This is a genomic window from Enterobacter cloacae complex sp. OE43NF (assembly GCF_023544405.1).
In the GTDB taxonomy this organism is placed as follows: Bacteria; Pseudomonadota; Gammaproteobacteria; order Enterobacterales; family Enterobacteriaceae; genus Enterobacter; species Enterobacter cloacae.
In genome coordinates this window covers 17488-32657 of the sequence record NZ_JAMJFW010000048.1, presented here as the reverse complement: position 1 = coordinate 32657, position 15170 = coordinate 17488, and the positions used below count along the sequence as shown (strand labels likewise).

Below are 15170 nucleotides of genomic sequence, written 5' to 3'. Positions count from 1 at the left end.
AATAAAGCACCAATGATTGATCTGAGAGCGAAGGTCATCAATCTCTTTTGCCAGAATATATTCAGCGTTGAGGATGTCAGCGTTGAAGAACAGGTTTATGCAGTGGTGAAATTCCTCATGGTTGCTGAAAAGCTTGAAAACCTTGAAGAGAATATCAGTACCCTCGAAACGGTTTATTTATCGCTGATTAACGAACTGGTGAGCGGTAAAATCAGGGCGGAGTTAGCCGGGTTTAATCAGAACTACGGCCTGAAATTCGCGTTAATTTCGCTTATCCAAAGTTACTTTACGAAGAAAGCGACAGCCCGCGGCGGCGCTGTATTAAATCGTTATTTTGACCAGCTTTTTCAACAATTTGATGCTGGCAATGATACCGTGCCAGCAGAAAAGGTCATGGAAAACATCGAGTCCGTCTGGCGCGATGCGGCGGGCAGCTACTTAGCGACCCATGACTATGTATTTAAGAACTTTTTTAAATATAAACTCTGGGAGCAGGGCTTCCCGCAAAACAATGGCCGCAGCATGTTGAATAATCTTTATTTAATCGTGGCGGAGTTCTATTTCCTGAAATCGTTACTGGCCGGGCAGGCCATTGTGGCGGGGAAAATTGAACAAGATAATATTATTGATGTTATTTACAGTTTCCACTCCCTGAGCCAGCATAATCAGGAAGCGGGAAAGCTCTTTCATCAACATATAGAGAGCGTCAAGCTGGGCGACGATCTTTCATTGTTACAACTGTTAATTTAGCGAAAAAAGTTGCCCCTGTTGTGGGCAACCTCAGAATAACCTCACTTTATCCCCCTTTTTCATCCAATTGAACGCCCTGCAGAATCGGATAATCATGCCGATAACTCAACTAACGCAGGGCTGTTTATCGTGAATTCACTCTATACCGCTGAAGGTGTAATGGATAAACACTCGCTGTGGCAGCGTTATGTCCCGCTGGTGCGTCACGAAGCATTGCGCCTCCAGGTGCGTTTGCCGGCGAGCGTGGAACTGGACGATCTGCTACAGGCGGGCGGTATCGGGTTATTGAATGCAGTTGACCGATACGACGCTCTGCAAGGAACGGCATTTACCACTTACGCAGTTCAGCGTATTCGTGGTGCGATGCTGGACGAGCTGCGCAGCCGGGACTGGGTGCCGCGCAGTGTTCGCCGCAACGCGCGCGAAGTGGCGCATGCGATGGGGCAGCTGGAACAGGAACTGGGACGCAACGCGACGGAAACGGAAGTGGCGGAACGGCTTGGTATTCCTGTTGAAGAGTATCGTCAGATGTTGCTCGATACCAATAATAGCCAACTCTTCTCTTATGACGAGTGGCGCGAAGAGCATGGCGATAGCATCGAGCTGGTGACGGATGAGCATCAGCAAGAAAACCCGTTACACCATTTAATGGAAGGTAATTTACGCCAGCGCGTGATGGAAGCCATTGAAGCTTTGCCAGAGCGCGAACAGCTGGTGTTAACCCTCTATTATCAGGAAGAGCTTAATCTCAAAGAGATTGGCGCTGTTCTGGAAGTGGGAGAGTCGCGGGTAAGCCAGCTGCACAGCCAGGCCATCAAACGCTTACGAACCAAGCTGGGTAAGTTATAGGTGATTGATTCACCTGAAAAATGCCGCACAACGTATTGACAACCAGGAGTTATCATGACGGTGCAGCAATCTAAAAGACGGCCTTTAAGCCGCTACCTGAAAGACTTTAAACACAGCCAGACGCATTGCGCCCACTGTAACAAGTTACTCGATCGTATCACGCTGGTTCGTCGTGGCGAAATCGTCAATAAAATTGCGATTTCTCGTCTCGACACGTTGATGGACGAAGCCGCGTGGCTCGAAGAGCAGAAAGAGTGGGTGGCGCTTTGCCGTTTCTGTGGCGATCTCCACTGCAAAGAGCAAAGCGACTTCTTCGATATTATCGGTTTCAAACAGTTCCTGTTTGAACAGACCGAGATGAGTCACGGGACCGTTCGCGAATACGTGGTTCGCCTGCGTCGCCTCGGGCAACATCTGACCGTGAATAACATTTCCCGCGATCTGCTCAAGACCGGCTACCTGGATGAAAACCTGGAGCCGTGGCTGCCTGCGACCAGTACCAATAACTACCGTATTGCGCTGCGCAAGTACGCACAATATAAGGTCCAAATGCCGACGGCGGTAAAGCAGAAAGCCCACGCCGGGACAACTTCTGATATATATTAAAAAAGAATAAGATGTAGCGCAGTCGCCTTTGACCTTGCAGGCGATTTCTCTACACTACACAAAAATTCCACTATATCGGGGTACTTATGAAATTAGCACTTCTGGGTCGTCAGGCGCTGATGGGCGTTATGGCCGTTGCGCTGGTCGCGGGAATGAGCGTGAAAACCTTCGCCGCAGAGAACCTGCTTAACAAAGTGAAAGAGCGCGGTACGCTGTTGGTCGGGCTGGAAGGAACCTATCCTCCGTTCAGCTTCCAGGGTGATGACGGTAAACTGACCGGTTTCGAAGTGGAATTTGCAGAAGAACTGGCGAAACACCTTGGCGTGAAAGCGTCCCTGAAACCGACCAAATGGGACGGTATGCTGGCGTCGCTGGATTCCAAACGTATTGATGTGGTGATTAACCAGGTGACCATTTCTGACGAGCGTAAGAAGAAGTATGACTTCTCCACGCCGTACACCGTGTCCGGTATCCAGGCGCTGGTGAAGAAAGGCAACGAAGGCTCAATCAAAACGGCCGCGGATCTGAAAGGTAAGAAAGTCGGTGTCGGTCTGGGAACCAACTACGAAGAGTGGCTGCGCCAGAACGTTCAGGGTGTGGATATCCGCACCTATGATGATGACCCGACAAAATATCAGGATCTCCGCGTTGGCCGTATCGATGCCATCCTGGTTGACCGTCTGGCGGCACTGGATCTGGTGAAGAAAACCAACAACACCCTGGCGGTCGCCGGTGATGCGTTCTCTCGTCAGGAATCCGGGGTTGCTGTCCGTAAAGGTAACGAAGACCTGGTCAAGGCGATCGACTCCGCCATTGCGGATATGCAAAAAGACGGCAGCCTGAAAGCGCTTTCTGAGAAGTGGTTTGGGGCAGACGTCACCAAATAAGTCTTTGACGTTAAAAAAAGGCGCTTTTAAAAGCGCCTTTTTTATTTCTTACGCGTCTGCGTGCATAATGAAAAATATCACATTTTGTCTGAGTTACCGGAGAACCCATGTCACTACAGAATTTAACGCGCTTTCCCCGCCTGGAGTTTATCGGCGCGCCGACGCCGCTGGAGTATCTGCCGCGATTTTCTGACTATTTAGGACGCGATATTTTTATTAAGCGTGATGACGTGACGCCAATGGCGATGGGGGGCAATAAGCTGCGCAAACTGGAGTTTCTGGCGGCTGACGCGCTGCGTGAAGGGGCGGATACGCTCGTCACCGCAGGGGCGATTCAGTCCAACCACGTTCGCCAGACGGCGGCGGTGGCGGCAAAACTTGGGCTGCACTGCGTGGCGTTGCTGGAAAACCCAATCGGTACACGGGCAGAGAACTACCTGACCAACGGTAACCGTCTGCTGTTGGATCTCTTTAACGTGCAGGTTGAAATGGTCGATGCGTTGACCGACCCGACCGCACAGCTCGATGAGCTGGCCACACGCCTTGAAGCGCAGGGCTTTCGTCCGTATGTCATTCCGGTGGGCGGCTCGAATGCGCTGGGTGCGATGGGGTATGTGGAAAGCGCGCTGGAGATTGCTCAGCAGTGCGAAGGGGCGGTGAGCCTATCGTCAGTGGTGGTTGCCTCTGGCAGTGCAGGCACGCACGCGGGGCTGGTCGTCGGGCTGGAGCACCTGCTGCCGGACGTTGAGCTGATCGGTGTGACGGTATCGCGCAGCGTTGCGGATCAGAAACCCAAAGTGGTGAGTTTGCAGCAGGCGGTGGCAGAGCAGCTGGAGCTGAAGGCAAAGGCCGATATTCTGCTCTGGGACGACTATTTTGCGCCGGGTTACGGCACACCGAACGAAGAGGGAATGGAAGCGGTTAAACTGCTGGCGCGCCTTGAGGGCATACTGCTGGATCCGGTCTATACGGGCAAAGCGATGGCCGGGCTTATTGATGGCATTGCGCAGAAACGCTTTAAGGATGAAGGGCCGATTTTATTTGTGCACACCGGCGGCGCGCCCGCGCTGTTTGCCTATCATCCTCATGTCTAAAAATCAGGTCGAAAAATAATAATGCAAGAAAGTATTCAACTGGTTATCGATTCGCTGCCGTTCCTGCTGAAAGGCGCGGTGTTCACCTTACAGCTCAGTATTGGTGGCATGTTCTTCGGCCTGGTCCTCGGGTTTGTGCTGGCCTTAATGCGTATGTCGCCCGTCTGGCCGGTGCGCTGGCTGGCTCGTTTTTATATCTCCGTGTTTCGCGGTACGCCGCTTATCGCGCAGCTCTTTATGATCTACTACGGTTTACCGCAGTTCGGGATTGAACTGGACCCGATCCCGGCAGCGATGATTGGTCTGTCGCTTAATACGGCGGCGTATACCTCGGAAACCCTGCGTGCGGCAATTTCGTCGATTGATAAAGGGCAGTGGGAAGCCGCGGCCAGTATCGGTATGACACCGTGGCAAACCTTGCGCCGGGCCATTCTGCCGCAGGCGGCGCGGGTGGCGTTGCCGCCGCTCAGCAACAGCTTTATCAGCCTGGTGAAAGACACCTCGCTGGCGGCGACGATTCAGGTGCCGGAACTGTTCCGTCAGGCGCAGCTTATCACCTCGCGCACGCTTGAAGTGTTTACCATGTATCTTGCTGCCTCGCTGATCTACTGGGTGATGGCCACGGTGCTGTCTGCCCTGCAAAACTATTTTGAAAACCAGCTTAACCGCCAGGAGCGTGATCCAAAATGAGTGCTATCGACGTTAAAAACCTGGTGAAGAAATTCCACGGGCAAACGGTGCTCCACGGGATCGATCTGGAGGTGGAGCAGGGTGAAGTGGTGGCGATTATCGGCCCGAGCGGCTCAGGAAAAACCACGCTGCTGCGCAGCATTAACCTGCTTGAACAGCCGGAGGGAGGCACCATTCGGGTTGGGGAGATCACCATTGATACCGGTAAATCCATCAGCCAGCAAAAAGGCCTGATCCGCCAACTGCGCCAGCACGTGGGGTTTGTTTTCCAGAGCTTCAATCTGTTCCCGCACCGGACGGTGCTGGAGAACATTATTGAAGGTCCGGTGATTGTGAAAGGTGAACCAAAAGAGGAAGCCACGGCACGCGCGCGTGAACTGCTTGCCAAAGTGGGGCTGGCAGGGAAAGAGACCAGCTATCCGCGTCGTCTTTCGGGCGGGCAACAGCAACGTGTGGCGATAGCCCGCGCGCTGGCAATGCGCCCGGATGTGATCCTCTTTGACGAACCCACTTCTGCGCTTGATCCTGAGCTGGTGGGCGAGGTGCTTAACACTATTCGTCAGCTGGCACAGGAAAAACGCACCATGGTCATTGTGACTCACGAAATGAGCTTTGCCCGTGACGTCGCCGACCGGGCTATTTTCATGGATCAAGGACGGATTGTGGAGCAGGGGCCGGCAAAAAGTTTATTTGCCAACCCGCAGCAGCCGCGAACCCGTCAATTCCTTGAAAAATTCCTTATGCAGTAGCATTTTTGCACGCATTTGCTCCAGATTTTTCTTCTGGAGCAAATTATTCTCTCGCGGTTTCGTCTGCCATGTTTTTTTATTCCGCTCAGTACAGATAAACCTTATCAAAACTAAAGTTAATTGTGCTATTGCCGATATTTTGTGGTTAGAAATAAGTTTTATGTGTTAGGTTATATTCACCTTAATAATGAATATCATTTCAGAGGCTTCATTTAGTAAGTATGAAGGATTCAGACTTTTTCACCTGGCGACGGGATTGCTTCCTCCGGTTTCAGGCACTGACCAGTGCCAGTGAGGTATATCAGGAACTACAGCGACAAACTCAGGCGCTCGAATTTGATTATTACGCACTCTGTGTACGCCATCCTGTGCCATTTACGCGCCCCAGGATATCTGTACACGCCACGTATCCACAACGGTGGATGGCGCAATATCAGTCAGAGAATTATTTCGCCATTGATCCGGTGCTCAAACCGGAGAATTTCATTCAGGGTCATTTACCCTGGACGGATGAATTATTCGCGGATGCTGAGGCATTATGGAATGGCGCACGCGACCATGGCTTGCGTAAGGGAATAACACAGTGCCTGATGCTGCCAAATCACGCGCTCGGTTTCCTGTCCGTTTCGTGTACCAGCGTTCAGGCGGGCGCGGTCACCAGCGAAGAATTAGAGCTGCGGTTGCAGATGCTGCTGCAAATGGCGTTAACCAGCCTGCTGCGTTTTGAAGATGAGATGGTGATGCCACCCGAAATGAAATTCAGCAAACGTGAGCGGGAAATTCTGAAATGGACTGCGGAAGGGAAGACATCAGCGGAAATAGCGATCATTCTCTCTATCTCGGAGAATACCGTTAACTTCCATCAGAAGAATATGCAGAAGAAATTCAACGCGCCAAACAAGACGCAGATTGCGTGTTACGCGGCGGCGACAGGGTTAATCTGAGCAGAGAGAACGTTCTGCGTGCCAGACGAGATCACGGCTGAATGCAACACATTCAGCCGTTTTTTTTTACTGACGGTAGGCTTGTTTAATTTGCTTAACGGTATTGGCAAATACCGCTGACTCAGCTTGGTTTTCCATCTGCGCGATTTGCTTTTCCATTTTAATGATCACACGTCCGGCGTCAGCCTGACCCATTGCCTGTAACATCAGCGTCAGCAGGGCTTTCAGGCAGTTGACTTCCTGGGCCAGTTCCTGGCTATTCTCCGCAGTTGCAAATTCAGGTGTGCTCATTTATTTTCCTCGTTATAAAACAGCGCTCGCGCGCGATGATGCAAGTCAAGGCGGCGGAGTATACCACAAGCTGTTCCAAAAAATGCAGCGGTTGTTTTTCATACTTTTCCGCAGGGTGTTTATTTGCATAAACACCGCGTGCCAGTAAACTGTACAGGGTCGAAGATTATTAATTGTTTATGGCCGGTTCGCTTGCCGTTAATTATTGTTACAAAAATTTGAGAACTGTTTTTTTGACCGTGACGGGGCTGCGATTTTTGTAACTTTTTGAATACAGATGCTTAAAAAAAGCCGTACAAGCGCTCACCGCGCGGGCTTTCTTTCCAGCATCTGTACAGGCTAATTTCCAAAAACGCGAGCGAAATCGAATAGCCGGTTTTTTAACGTTTTAATCTTGTGAGGAAAAACGTTAATATAAAGCCAATTATCACTCAGTAGCGTTATCCCTATTCTGGAGACATTCCCTTTGATCAACGTCCTTCTTGTTGATGACCACGAACTGGTGCGCGCAGGGATACGACGCATTCTTGAAGATATAAAAGGTATTAAAGTTGCCGGTGAGGCGTGCTGTGGCGAAGATGCCGTTAAATGGTGCCGCACCAATTCAGCCGATGTGGTGCTGATGGATATGAACATGCCCGGTATCGGTGGGCTTGAAGCAACACGCAAAATCGCGCGTACCTTTGTTGACACAAAAGTCATCATGCTGACCGTACATACCGAAAACCCGCTTCCTGCGAAGGTGATGCAGGCAGGGGCGGCAGGCTACCTCAGTAAAGGCGCCGCGCCGCAGGAAGTGGTTAACGCGATTCGTTCCGTCTTTGCCGGCCAGCGTTACATTGCTTCCGACATTGCGCAACAAATGGCGCTGAGCCAGATTGAGCCGGAGAAAACCGAATCTCCGTTTGCCAGTTTGTCTGAGCGTGAATTGCAGATTATGCTGATGATCACCAAAGGCCAGAAGGTAAATGAGATCTCGGAGCAACTGAATCTCAGCCCGAAAACGGTGAACAGCTATCGTTATCGGATGTTCAGTAAACTGAACATCCACGGTGATGTTGAACTGACTCATCTTGCCATCCGTCATGGTCTGTGTAATGCGGAGACGTTATTAAGTCAGTGAGTGATGTATTTGATTCAAAAGCATTTCTGAAAACCGTGACCAGCCAGCCTGGCGTTTATCGCATGTATGACGCTGGCGGTACGGTTATCTACGTGGGGAAGGCGAAAGATCTCAAGAAACGCCTCTCCAGCTATTTTCGCAGCAACCTTGCCTCCCGTAAGACTGAAGCGCTGGTCGCGCTCATCCAGAATATTGATGTCACCGTCACCCATACGGAAACAGAAGCACTCCTGCTCGAGCACAACTATATTAAGCTCTATCAGCCGCGCTATAACGTTCTGCTGCGGGATGATAAATCCTACCCGTTTATTTTTCTGAGCGGCGATACCCATCCCCGGCTCGCGATGCACCGTGGTGCGAAACATGCGAAGGGTGAATACTTTGGGCCGTTTCCTAACGGCTATGCCGTGCGTGAGACGCTGGCGCTGCTGCAAAAAATCTTTCCTGTTCGTCAGTGCGAAAACAGTGTCTACCGTAACCGCTCGCGCCCGTGCCTTCAGTACCAGATTGGCCGCTGCCTGGGGCCCTGCGTCGCCGGGCTGGTGAGTGAAGAAGAGTACGCGCAGCAGGTTGAGTACGTGCGCCTGTTTTTAGCCGGTAAAGACGATCAGGTCCTGACCCAACTGATTGCCCGTATGGAGAAAGCCAGCGCCGCGCTGGAGTTTGAAGAGGCCGCGCGCATACGTGACCAGATTCAGGCGGTGCGCCGGGTGACGGAGAAACAGTTTGTTTCGAACACCGGTGACGATCTCGACGTGATCGGCGTTGCCTTTGATGCCGGTCTGGCCTGTGTGCATGTGCTGTTTATTCGTCAGGGCAAAGTGCTCGGCAGCCGCAGCTATTTCCCGAAAGTACCAGGCGGTACGGAGCTGGGTGAAGTGGTTGAGACTTTTGTCGGCCAGTTTTATCTGCAGGGGAGCCAGATGCGCACGCTGCCGTCGGAGATCCTGCTTGATTTTAACCTTGCCGATAAAACCCTGCTGGCCGATTCTTTATCCGAGCTGGCGGGACGCCGGGTGAATGTCCAGACCAAACCGCGCGGCGACCGTGCGCGTTATCTGAAGCTGGCGCGTACCAATGCCGCGACAGCGCTCAGCACCAAACTTTCCCAGCAGTCGACGGTGAGCCAGCGTTTAACGGCTCTGGCGACGCTTCTGAAATTGCCGGAAGTGAAACGCATGGAGTGTTTCGACATCAGCCATACCATGGGGGAGCAGACCGTTGCTTCCTGCGTGGTGTTCGATGCGAACGGTCCGCTGCGTGCTGAGTATCGTCGCTACAACATCACCGGCATCACCCCGGGGGATGACTATGCGGCAATGAATCAGGTGCTGCGTCGTCGCTATGGTAAAGCCATTGAAGAGAGCAAGATCCCGGATGTGATCCTGATTGACGGCGGGAAAGGGCAACTCGGCCAGGCGAAGGCGGTCTTTGAATCCCTGGATGTCAGCTGGGATAAAAACCATCCCCTGCTGTTGGGGGTGGCAAAAGGGGCCGATCGTAAAGCCGGGCTGGAGACGTTGTTCTTCGAGCCGGAAGGTGAAGGCTTTAGCCTGCCGCCGGATTCCCCGGCGCTGCATGTTATTCAGCATATTCGCGATGAGTCACACGATCACGCCATTAGCGGTCACCGTAAAAAACGGGCGAAGGTGAAAAACACCAGCACGCTGGAGACCATTGAAGGCGTTGGGCCAAAACGTCGCCAGATGCTGCTGAAGTATATGGGCGGATTGCAAGGATTACTCAACGCCAGCATGGAGGAAATTGCAAAAGTGCCGGGTATTTCGCAAGGGCTGGCAGAAAAGATCTACTACTCGTTGAAACATTGAGGGCTCTGTAGCAACATAGAGCTAAATTTTACTGACAACAAATAGTTACCGTCATTATGCAATATAACATCCCTACGTTGCTCACTCTCTTTCGCGTCGTGCTTATCCCGTTCTTTGTACTCGCGTTTTATCTGCCGTTTGTCTGGGCCCCTTTTGCCTGTGCGCTGATTTTCCTGGTTGCCGCGGTCACCGACTGGTTTGATGGTTATCTGGCGCGCCGCTGGAACCAAAGCACCCGTTTTGGTGCTTTCCTCGATCCGGTGGCCGATAAAGTGATGGTGGCTATTGCCATGGTGCTGGTGGCTGAACATTACCACACCTGGTGGGTGACACTGCCAGCCGCCACCATGATTGGACGCGAGATCATCATCTCTGCACTGCGTGAATGGATGGCTGAACTGGGTAAACGCAGCAGCGTGGCGGTATCCTGGATCGGTAAAGTGAAAACCACCGCGCAAATGGCGGCGCTGGTCTGGATGCTGTGGCGTCCGAACGCCTGGGTAGAGTGGGCGGGAATCGGCCTGCTGTGGGTTGCCGCGGTGCTGACCCTGTGGTCAATGCTGCAATATTTGAACGCGGCGCGCGGAGATTTGCTTGAACAGTGATCGTTTCGCCGTAATTTTCAGCAAACGATCCGGGGATGCAAAAAATAACGTTGACTCATCACGTCATATCAGTAGAATGCAACGCATCGAACGGCGGCACAGTTAGCCGGACGATAATGAAATCAAGTGGTTAGCAGTTAACTTGATGACATGCGGGAATAGCTCAGTTGGTAGAGCACGACCTTGCCAAGGTCGGGGTCGCGAGTTCGAGTCTCGTTTCCCGCTCCAGATTAAAGACATGCGCAATAGCGGGTGTCAGTTTAAAAAAGTTTTACGGCGCGTTAGCAAAGCGGTTATGTAGCGGATTGCAAATCCGTCTAGTCCGGTTCGACTCCGGAACGCGCCTCCACTTTCTTCCCGAGCCCGGATGGTGGAATCGGTAGACACAAGGGATTTAAAATCCCTCGGCGTTCGCGCTGTGTGGGTTCAAGTCCCACTCCGGGTACCATGGGAAACAAAGAATAATCAAAGCAATAAGCAGTGTCGTGAAACCGCCCCTTAAGGCGGTTTTTTTATTTCTTTCACAATGCGCTAATCAATATCTCTTTGTTCGTACGATGGCGATCAGCCATATACATGCAGTAGTTACTGCAATCGCTATCAAATAGAGAATTAATGTGTAGTAATCCAGAAAATCCTCTTCGATAACAAACCCATACTTTTCTACATACCAGTCATATAGCTCCAAATCAGGCGTGAAGTAACAGAATATACAGTAAAGAATGCTTAAGAAGCTCAATTCGGCAAGCCAGATAAGCACTGAGTGAACGGGTTTCATCAGTAGACCTGTATAGTGCCAAATGCACGTAGTTGAGGGGTGATCATCGTTGATGGGGTTCTGACAAGCGCTCTCCAAAGCACCATATAATCATTGAGAGAGACAAGCGTTATACACCCGTCACTGTTGCCACTGCTTCCTGCCGGGTGTAGACAAAATGATCCTCGCTCAACTTTATTTATAAAAGTAGTGTCATCAATCCGTTCATCTTCACGCAAGAGTGCAAACCATAAGTCACGGTCCGATCCGCTTCGAATTGATTTCATCCAATTGCTGGTACGGTTTTTAAGATTACCCCGAGATCTTACAACAATGTAATAATTACCCGGAGGAAGAGGCCCCCTTTTGGCGATTGCTATAGAATCTGGGTTGTTTCTGTGCTTCCCTTTATTGCCTGAATAGGCGGCGAAAAAACCCACACCAGGACAACTTAGTGACGATAGCTGCCCATTATTCATATGAAAATAGCAACGGATCATCTGTCTGCCCAAGAATCAGTAAAAATAATATTGCCGTCGCAGTGCTTCCAGGTTATGCGTTCATAACGCAAAGATATGCTTTCAAGATGGTTGTGCTTTTCAGTCGTAGGATCTTTCACATCGTGCATGACGGGGCATACAGACACTACCTTTACCCCTTCAAGATACATATTGAAGTATTCAACTTCCTGCCCAGCGTCGTTAATTCTGTACCACTTAAATTCCGCTGATTGTAACGTTTGCCCATGCGCCACAGCTTTATAAAGATATGGGCTTGATGAATCGAATTCTTTTTCAAAATTTAATGCGGAGTGAACTCGTGTACCTGTGATTTTTCCGGTTGCGCTATCAGTAGGAAGGTGCAAACCATGTCCAAATCCAAGAACTTCAATACTACCTTCACGGTGCTGAACATCTACAGAACCTGTAATGTTTGCACCGCCGTCATCTTTAAGCCAAAGATATGCGGGTATAGCCATTCTGAAAGCTCCTTTTCAGTGAGTTTGACGTGATTGTCAGAGACTAATAAATCAACAAACTCAGGCCGTCTCAAGGCATTGCGTGCTATACCTGTCGTGAATATCTCATTGTTATTTATATGAAATTACTTTTATGGATTCCTTTCATATCAAATCACACCCCGCCCAAATACGCCTTCCTCACCTCCTGATTCCCCAGTAACTCCTCACCGCTGCCGCTCAGGCGGATCTGCCCGTTAACCATCACGTAGCCGCGGTCAGAAAGCTTCAGCGCGTGGTGCGCATTCTGCTCCACCAGAAAAATGGTCATCCCGTTGCGGGCCAGTTCGCGCAGCGTCTGGAAGATCTGTTTCACCACAATCGGCGCCAGGCCGAGGCTGGGTTCATCCAGTAACAGGAGTTTAGGGCGGCTCATCAGCGCCCGGGCGATAGCCAGCATCTGCTGTTCCCCGCCGGACATGGTCATCGCGCGCTGTTTACGCCGCTCTTTGAGGCGAGGGAAGAGGTCAAACATGGTGTGCATATCTTCCGTTGCAAACTGGCTGCCAATGGGGATGGTCCCCATCAGCAGGTTCTCCTCCACGGTCATATCGGGAAAAATACGTCGTCCTTCCGGCGCCTGGGCAATGCCTTCGGAGGCGACATAGTGGGTCGATTTATGGCTAATGTCCTCTCCGCAAAATACGATCTGCCCGCTGCGAATACGCGGCTGGCCGAAGATAGACATCAGTAATGTCGATTTACCCGCGCCGTTAGCGCCTATCAGCGCCACGGTTTCCCCTTTGTTTACTTCAAGAGTTACCTGTTTCAGCGCCTGGATCACGCCGTAAAACACGTCCACCTCGCGAAAGGCCAGCATCGGTTCGCTCATAGATTGACCTCGCTTTCATCGGTGCCCAGATACGCGGCGATCACTTTTTCATCATGCTGGATCTGCTCGGGTTTTCCCCTCGCGATGACATCTCCATGGTCGAGCACAATAATGTCGTCCGAAATCTCCATCACCATCCCCATATCGTGTTCAATCAACAGTACCGTAATGCCGTGATGGTCGCGCAGAAAACGGATGATGTTGCTCAGCTTGTGCGTTTCAACCGGGTTGAGCCCGGCGGCGGGTTCATCCAGACAGATCATCTCTGGTCCGGTGCACATGGCGCGCGCGATTTCCAGACGCCGCTGCTGGCCGTAGGACATCTCGCCCGCCAGGCGATTGGCACACTCCACAAGATCCACCACCTCAAGCCAGTAGAAGGCCCTGTCCAGGGCGTCGCTCTCTGCCCGTCGGTAAGCGGGGGTATTGAGGATCCCGGCGAGCAAATTACGGTTAACGCGCATATGCTGTGCGACCAGCAGGTTTTCCACGACCGACATCTCGCGGAACAGACGAATGTTCTGGAAGGTGCGTGCCAGCCCGGCGCGGTTAACCAGATGCGTCCCGCCAAACATCTTGTAGAAAAGGCGCTGCCCCAACTGTGCAGGGTGAATCCAGTCGTCCGGCTGGAATTTTTGCCCGAGTACCTGAATGACGTTGGTCGTTCTGTTGCGTGCATTAAACAGAATGTTCCCGCCGGACGCTTTATAGAAGCCGGTCAGGCAGTTAAATACGGTGGTTTTGCCAGCGCCGTTTGGGCCGATAAGGGCGGTAATTGAACCGCGCTGCACGTCGAGATTGACGTCATTAAGCGCCTTGATCCCGCCAAAATGCATCATCAGGTGCTCTACGCTTAAAATCGTTCCGTTCATGGCGCCACGCCCTTACGCACGGCAAACCCGCTGCGGTTAATGCGGATCAACCCGCGCGGACGCCAGATCATCATCACCACCATCAGCATGCCAAACAGCAGGACGCGATACTCAGCAAAGCTGCGCAACAACTCGGGTGTCACGGTGAGCACAAAGGCTGCCAGCACGACTCCGAGCGTGGAGCCCATGCCGCCCAGTACCACGATGGCGAGGATCAGCGCAGATTCAAAAAAGGTGAATGAAGTTGGATTCACAAAACCCTGATAGGTAGCAAAGAACACGCCCGCAATCCCGGCCGTTGACGCGCCCAGCGTAAAGGCCGAAAGCTTAACCAGCACATGGTTGAGGCCCATGGAGCGGCAGGCGATTTCATCTTCCCGCAGGGCTTCCCATGCCCGGCCAATCGGCATTCGCGTCAGGCGATGCTTGACATAAAGCACCAGCAGCACCACCAGAAACAGCACCGCGTAAATAAAGATAAACTTCATATTCGGGTTGTACGTCAGATGGAAAAATTCATGAAATGGCACGCCACCTTCTTTGGCGCGTCGACCAAACTCCAGTCCGAAAAACGTAGGCGGCGGCGCTGACACGCCATTAGGCCCGCCGGTGAAAGTTAGCCAGTTGTTCAGCACCAGACGGATAATTTCCCCGAACCCGAGCGTCACAATCGCCAGGTAGTCGCCGTGCATGCGCAGCACCGGGAAGCCGAGCAGGGCACCGGCAGCCGCAGCCATAATTGCCGCCAGCGGCAGCATGCTCCAGAATCCGAGTCCCAGATATTGATACCCCAACGCCAGCCCGTAAGCGCCGATGGCGTAGAAGGCGACATACCCCAGATCCAGCAGTCCGGCCAGACCCACGACGATATTCAGGCCGAGGCCGAGCAGGACGTAAATCAGCCCGAGGATAGCAACCGTCAGCAGGTATTTGGTGGCGACAAACGGGAAGCAGATCGCAAGGGCGATCGCCAGAGGAATAACCCAGCGCAGACGGCTTTTGTATTCCGGCGGGCGAACATATACCCCCGCGCTGTCGGCTTCGAACCGCGCCTGAAAACGGGCCCCGGCAGCGGTACTTAAAAAAGCGCTCAGCAGAAAACGCCCAACCATCACTGTGCCAACCATCCAGGCCAGGCGCTGTCCGGCAAAGTTAAAGCTATACCCGTCCAGTACCACGCCCGCAATTGGGCCAAAAATAATCAATGCGATCAGCCCGGAAAACATCGCGTCCAGCAGGCAGCGCTTGAGGGAGAAACCGTGTGATGTCATCGT

The 15170-nt window shown here is 52.1% G+C and carries 17 protein-coding genes, 3 tRNA genes and 1 pseudogene; 14 read left to right on the top strand and 7 right to left on the bottom strand.

Annotated features, from left to right (window positions below; genetic code table 11):
- The 8 genes and pseudogenes from M8370_RS18845 to sdiA form a co-directional block, all read left to right on the top strand.
- Positions 1-750, top strand: a pseudogene (locus tag M8370_RS18845) (hypothetical protein); the annotation flags it as partial.
- Between the two features lie 129 nt (positions 751-879).
- Positions 880-1599, top strand: a complete 720-nt coding sequence (locus M8370_RS18840; protein WP_013096018.1) for an RNA polymerase sigma factor FliA — start codon at positions 880-882, stop codon at positions 1597-1599.
- A gap of 54 nt (positions 1600-1653) precedes the next feature.
- The gene (gene fliZ / locus M8370_RS18835) at positions 1654-2205 is read left to right on the top strand and encodes a flagella biosynthesis regulatory protein FliZ (protein ID WP_250021582.1); all 552 of its coding nucleotides are present in this window, start codon (positions 1654-1656) and stop codon (positions 2203-2205) included.
- Positions 2206-2291: 86 nt separating this feature from the next.
- Entirely contained in the window at positions 2292-3092 is an 801-nt protein-coding gene (tcyJ, locus tag M8370_RS18830) for a cystine ABC transporter substrate-binding protein (RefSeq protein WP_013096020.1), read from the top strand.
- 107 nt (positions 3093-3199) lie between these two features.
- Positions 3200-4186: a D-cysteine desulfhydrase gene (gene dcyD / locus M8370_RS18825; RefSeq protein WP_250021581.1), complete on the top strand. Its 987-nt coding sequence runs from the start codon at positions 3200-3202 to the stop codon at positions 4184-4186.
- Positions 4187-4207: 21 nt separating this feature from the next.
- Positions 4208-4876, top strand: coding sequence for a cystine ABC transporter permease (tcyL, locus tag M8370_RS18820; protein ID WP_013096022.1), 669 nt, complete (start codon positions 4208-4210; stop codon positions 4874-4876).
- Positions 4873-5625, top strand: a complete 753-nt coding sequence (gene tcyN / locus M8370_RS18815) for an L-cystine ABC transporter ATP-binding protein TcyN (protein WP_013096023.1) — start codon at positions 4873-4875, stop codon at positions 5623-5625. Before tcyL ends, tcyN begins: the two co-directional genes overlap by 4 nt.
- Positions 5626-5846: 221 nt before the next feature.
- Positions 5847-6569: a quorum-sensing transcriptional regulator SdiA gene (gene sdiA, locus M8370_RS18810; protein ID WP_058650820.1), complete on the top strand. Its 723-nt coding sequence runs from the start codon at positions 5847-5849 to the stop codon at positions 6567-6569.
- 66 nt (positions 6570-6635) lie between these two features.
- Here sdiA and M8370_RS18805 read toward each other — a convergent pair whose 3' ends face one another.
- Both M8370_RS18805 and M8370_RS23645 read right to left on the bottom strand, forming a co-directional pair.
- On the bottom strand, positions 6636-6860 hold the full coding sequence (locus M8370_RS18805; protein ID WP_013096025.1) for a DUF2594 family protein: 225 nt from the start codon (positions 6858-6860) through the stop codon (positions 6636-6638).
- The gene (locus tag M8370_RS23645; RefSeq protein WP_418250438.1) at positions 6847-6927 is read right to left on the bottom strand and encodes a hypothetical protein; all 81 of its coding nucleotides are present in this window, start codon (positions 6925-6927) and stop codon (positions 6847-6849) included. The genes M8370_RS18805 and M8370_RS23645 overlap by 14 nt, the downstream gene beginning before the upstream one ends.
- A gap of 399 nt (positions 6928-7326) precedes the next feature.
- Here M8370_RS23645 and uvrY point away from each other — a divergent pair, with 399 nt between their 5' ends.
- The 6 genes from uvrY (at position 7327) to M8370_RS18775 (ending at position 10865) form a co-directional block, all read left to right on the top strand.
- Complete coding sequence (uvrY, locus tag M8370_RS18800; RefSeq protein WP_013096026.1) at positions 7327-7983, top strand: UvrY/SirA/GacA family response regulator transcription factor; 657 nt, start codon at positions 7327-7329, stop codon at positions 7981-7983.
- Entirely contained in the window at positions 7980-9812 is a 1833-nt protein-coding gene (gene uvrC / locus M8370_RS18795; RefSeq protein WP_013096027.1) for an excinuclease ABC subunit UvrC, read from the top strand. Before uvrY ends, uvrC begins: the two co-directional genes overlap by 4 nt.
- Before the next feature lie 56 nt (positions 9813-9868).
- The gene (pgsA, locus tag M8370_RS18790; protein ID WP_013096028.1) at positions 9869-10417 is read left to right on the top strand and encodes a CDP-diacylglycerol--glycerol-3-phosphate 3-phosphatidyltransferase; all 549 of its coding nucleotides are present in this window, start codon (positions 9869-9871) and stop codon (positions 10415-10417) included.
- Positions 10418-10569: 152 nt separating this feature from the next.
- A tRNA-Gly gene (locus M8370_RS18785) sits at positions 10570-10645 on the top strand.
- A 47-nt stretch (positions 10646-10692) separates the two neighbouring features.
- Positions 10693-10766: transfer RNA gene (locus M8370_RS18780), tRNA-Cys, on the top strand.
- 12 nt (positions 10767-10778) lie between these two features.
- Positions 10779-10865: transfer RNA gene (locus M8370_RS18775), tRNA-Leu, on the top strand.
- Between the two features lie 329 nt (positions 10866-11194).
- Here M8370_RS18775 and M8370_RS18770 read toward each other — a convergent pair.
- The 5 genes from M8370_RS18770 to livM form a co-directional block, all read right to left on the bottom strand.
- A complete protein-coding gene (locus tag M8370_RS18770; RefSeq protein WP_349665609.1) occupies positions 11195-11653 on the bottom strand; it encodes a DUF2778 domain-containing protein in 459 nt (152 codons plus the stop codon).
- Positions 11654-11670: 17 nt separating this feature from the next.
- Positions 11671-12153, bottom strand: coding sequence for an Hcp family type VI secretion system effector (locus M8370_RS18765; RefSeq protein ID WP_013096029.1), 483 nt, complete (start codon positions 12151-12153; stop codon positions 11671-11673).
- A 154-nt stretch (positions 12154-12307) separates the two neighbouring features.
- A complete protein-coding gene (locus tag M8370_RS18760; protein ID WP_013096030.1) occupies positions 12308-13024 on the bottom strand; it encodes an ABC transporter ATP-binding protein in 717 nt (238 codons plus the stop codon).
- Complete coding sequence (locus tag M8370_RS18755) at positions 13021-13896, bottom strand: ABC transporter ATP-binding protein (protein WP_029882584.1); 876 nt, start codon at positions 13894-13896, stop codon at positions 13021-13023. Before M8370_RS18755 ends, M8370_RS18760 begins: the two co-directional genes overlap by 4 nt.
- The gene (livM, locus tag M8370_RS18750; RefSeq protein WP_040019951.1) at positions 13893-15167 is read right to left on the bottom strand and encodes a high-affinity branched-chain amino acid ABC transporter permease LivM; all 1275 of its coding nucleotides are present in this window, start codon (positions 15165-15167) and stop codon (positions 13893-13895) included. Before livM ends, M8370_RS18755 begins: the two co-directional genes overlap by 4 nt.
- Positions 15168-15170: the final 3 nt, after the last annotated feature.

Excerpts from the sequence above, each read along its gene's own strand:
- fliZ (WP_250021582.1), top strand. The coding sequence starts at position 1,654 with ATGACGGTGCAGCAATCTAAAAGACGGCCTTTAAGCCGCTACCTGAAA.
- tcyJ (WP_013096020.1), top strand. The coding sequence starts at position 2,292 with ATGAAATTAGCACTTCTGGGTCGTCAGGCGCTGATGGGCGTTATGGCC.
- dcyD (WP_250021581.1), top strand. The coding sequence starts at position 3,200 with ATGTCACTACAGAATTTAACGCGCTTTCCCCGCCTGGAGTTTATCGGC.
- tcyL (WP_013096022.1), top strand. The coding sequence starts at position 4,208 with ATGCAAGAAAGTATTCAACTGGTTATCGATTCGCTGCCGTTCCTGCTG.
- tcyN (WP_013096023.1), top strand. The coding sequence starts at position 4,873 with ATGAGTGCTATCGACGTTAAAAACCTGGTGAAGAAATTCCACGGGCAA.
- sdiA (WP_058650820.1), top strand. The coding sequence starts at position 5,847 with ATGAAGGATTCAGACTTTTTCACCTGGCGACGGGATTGCTTCCTCCGG.
- M8370_RS18805 (WP_013096025.1), bottom strand. The coding sequence starts at position 6,860 with ATGAGCACACCTGAATTTGCAACTGCGGAGAATAGCCAGGAACTGGCC.
- pgsA (WP_013096028.1), top strand. The coding sequence starts at position 9,869 with ATGCAATATAACATCCCTACGTTGCTCACTCTCTTTCGCGTCGTGCTT.
- M8370_RS18770 (WP_349665609.1), bottom strand. The coding sequence starts at position 11,653 with ATGAATAATGGGCAGCTATCGTCACTAAGTTGTCCTGGTGTGGGTTTT.
- M8370_RS18765 (WP_013096029.1), bottom strand. The coding sequence starts at position 12,153 with ATGGCTATACCCGCATATCTTTGGCTTAAAGATGACGGCGGTGCAAAC.
- M8370_RS18760 (WP_013096030.1), bottom strand. The coding sequence starts at position 13,024 with ATGAGCGAACCGATGCTGGCCTTTCGCGAGGTGGACGTGTTTTACGGC.
- M8370_RS18755 (WP_029882584.1), bottom strand. The coding sequence starts at position 13,896 with ATGAACGGAACGATTTTAAGCGTAGAGCACCTGATGATGCATTTTGGC.
- livM (WP_040019951.1), bottom strand. The coding sequence starts at position 15,167 with ATGACATCACACGGTTTCTCCCTCAAGCGCTGCCTGCTGGACGCGATG.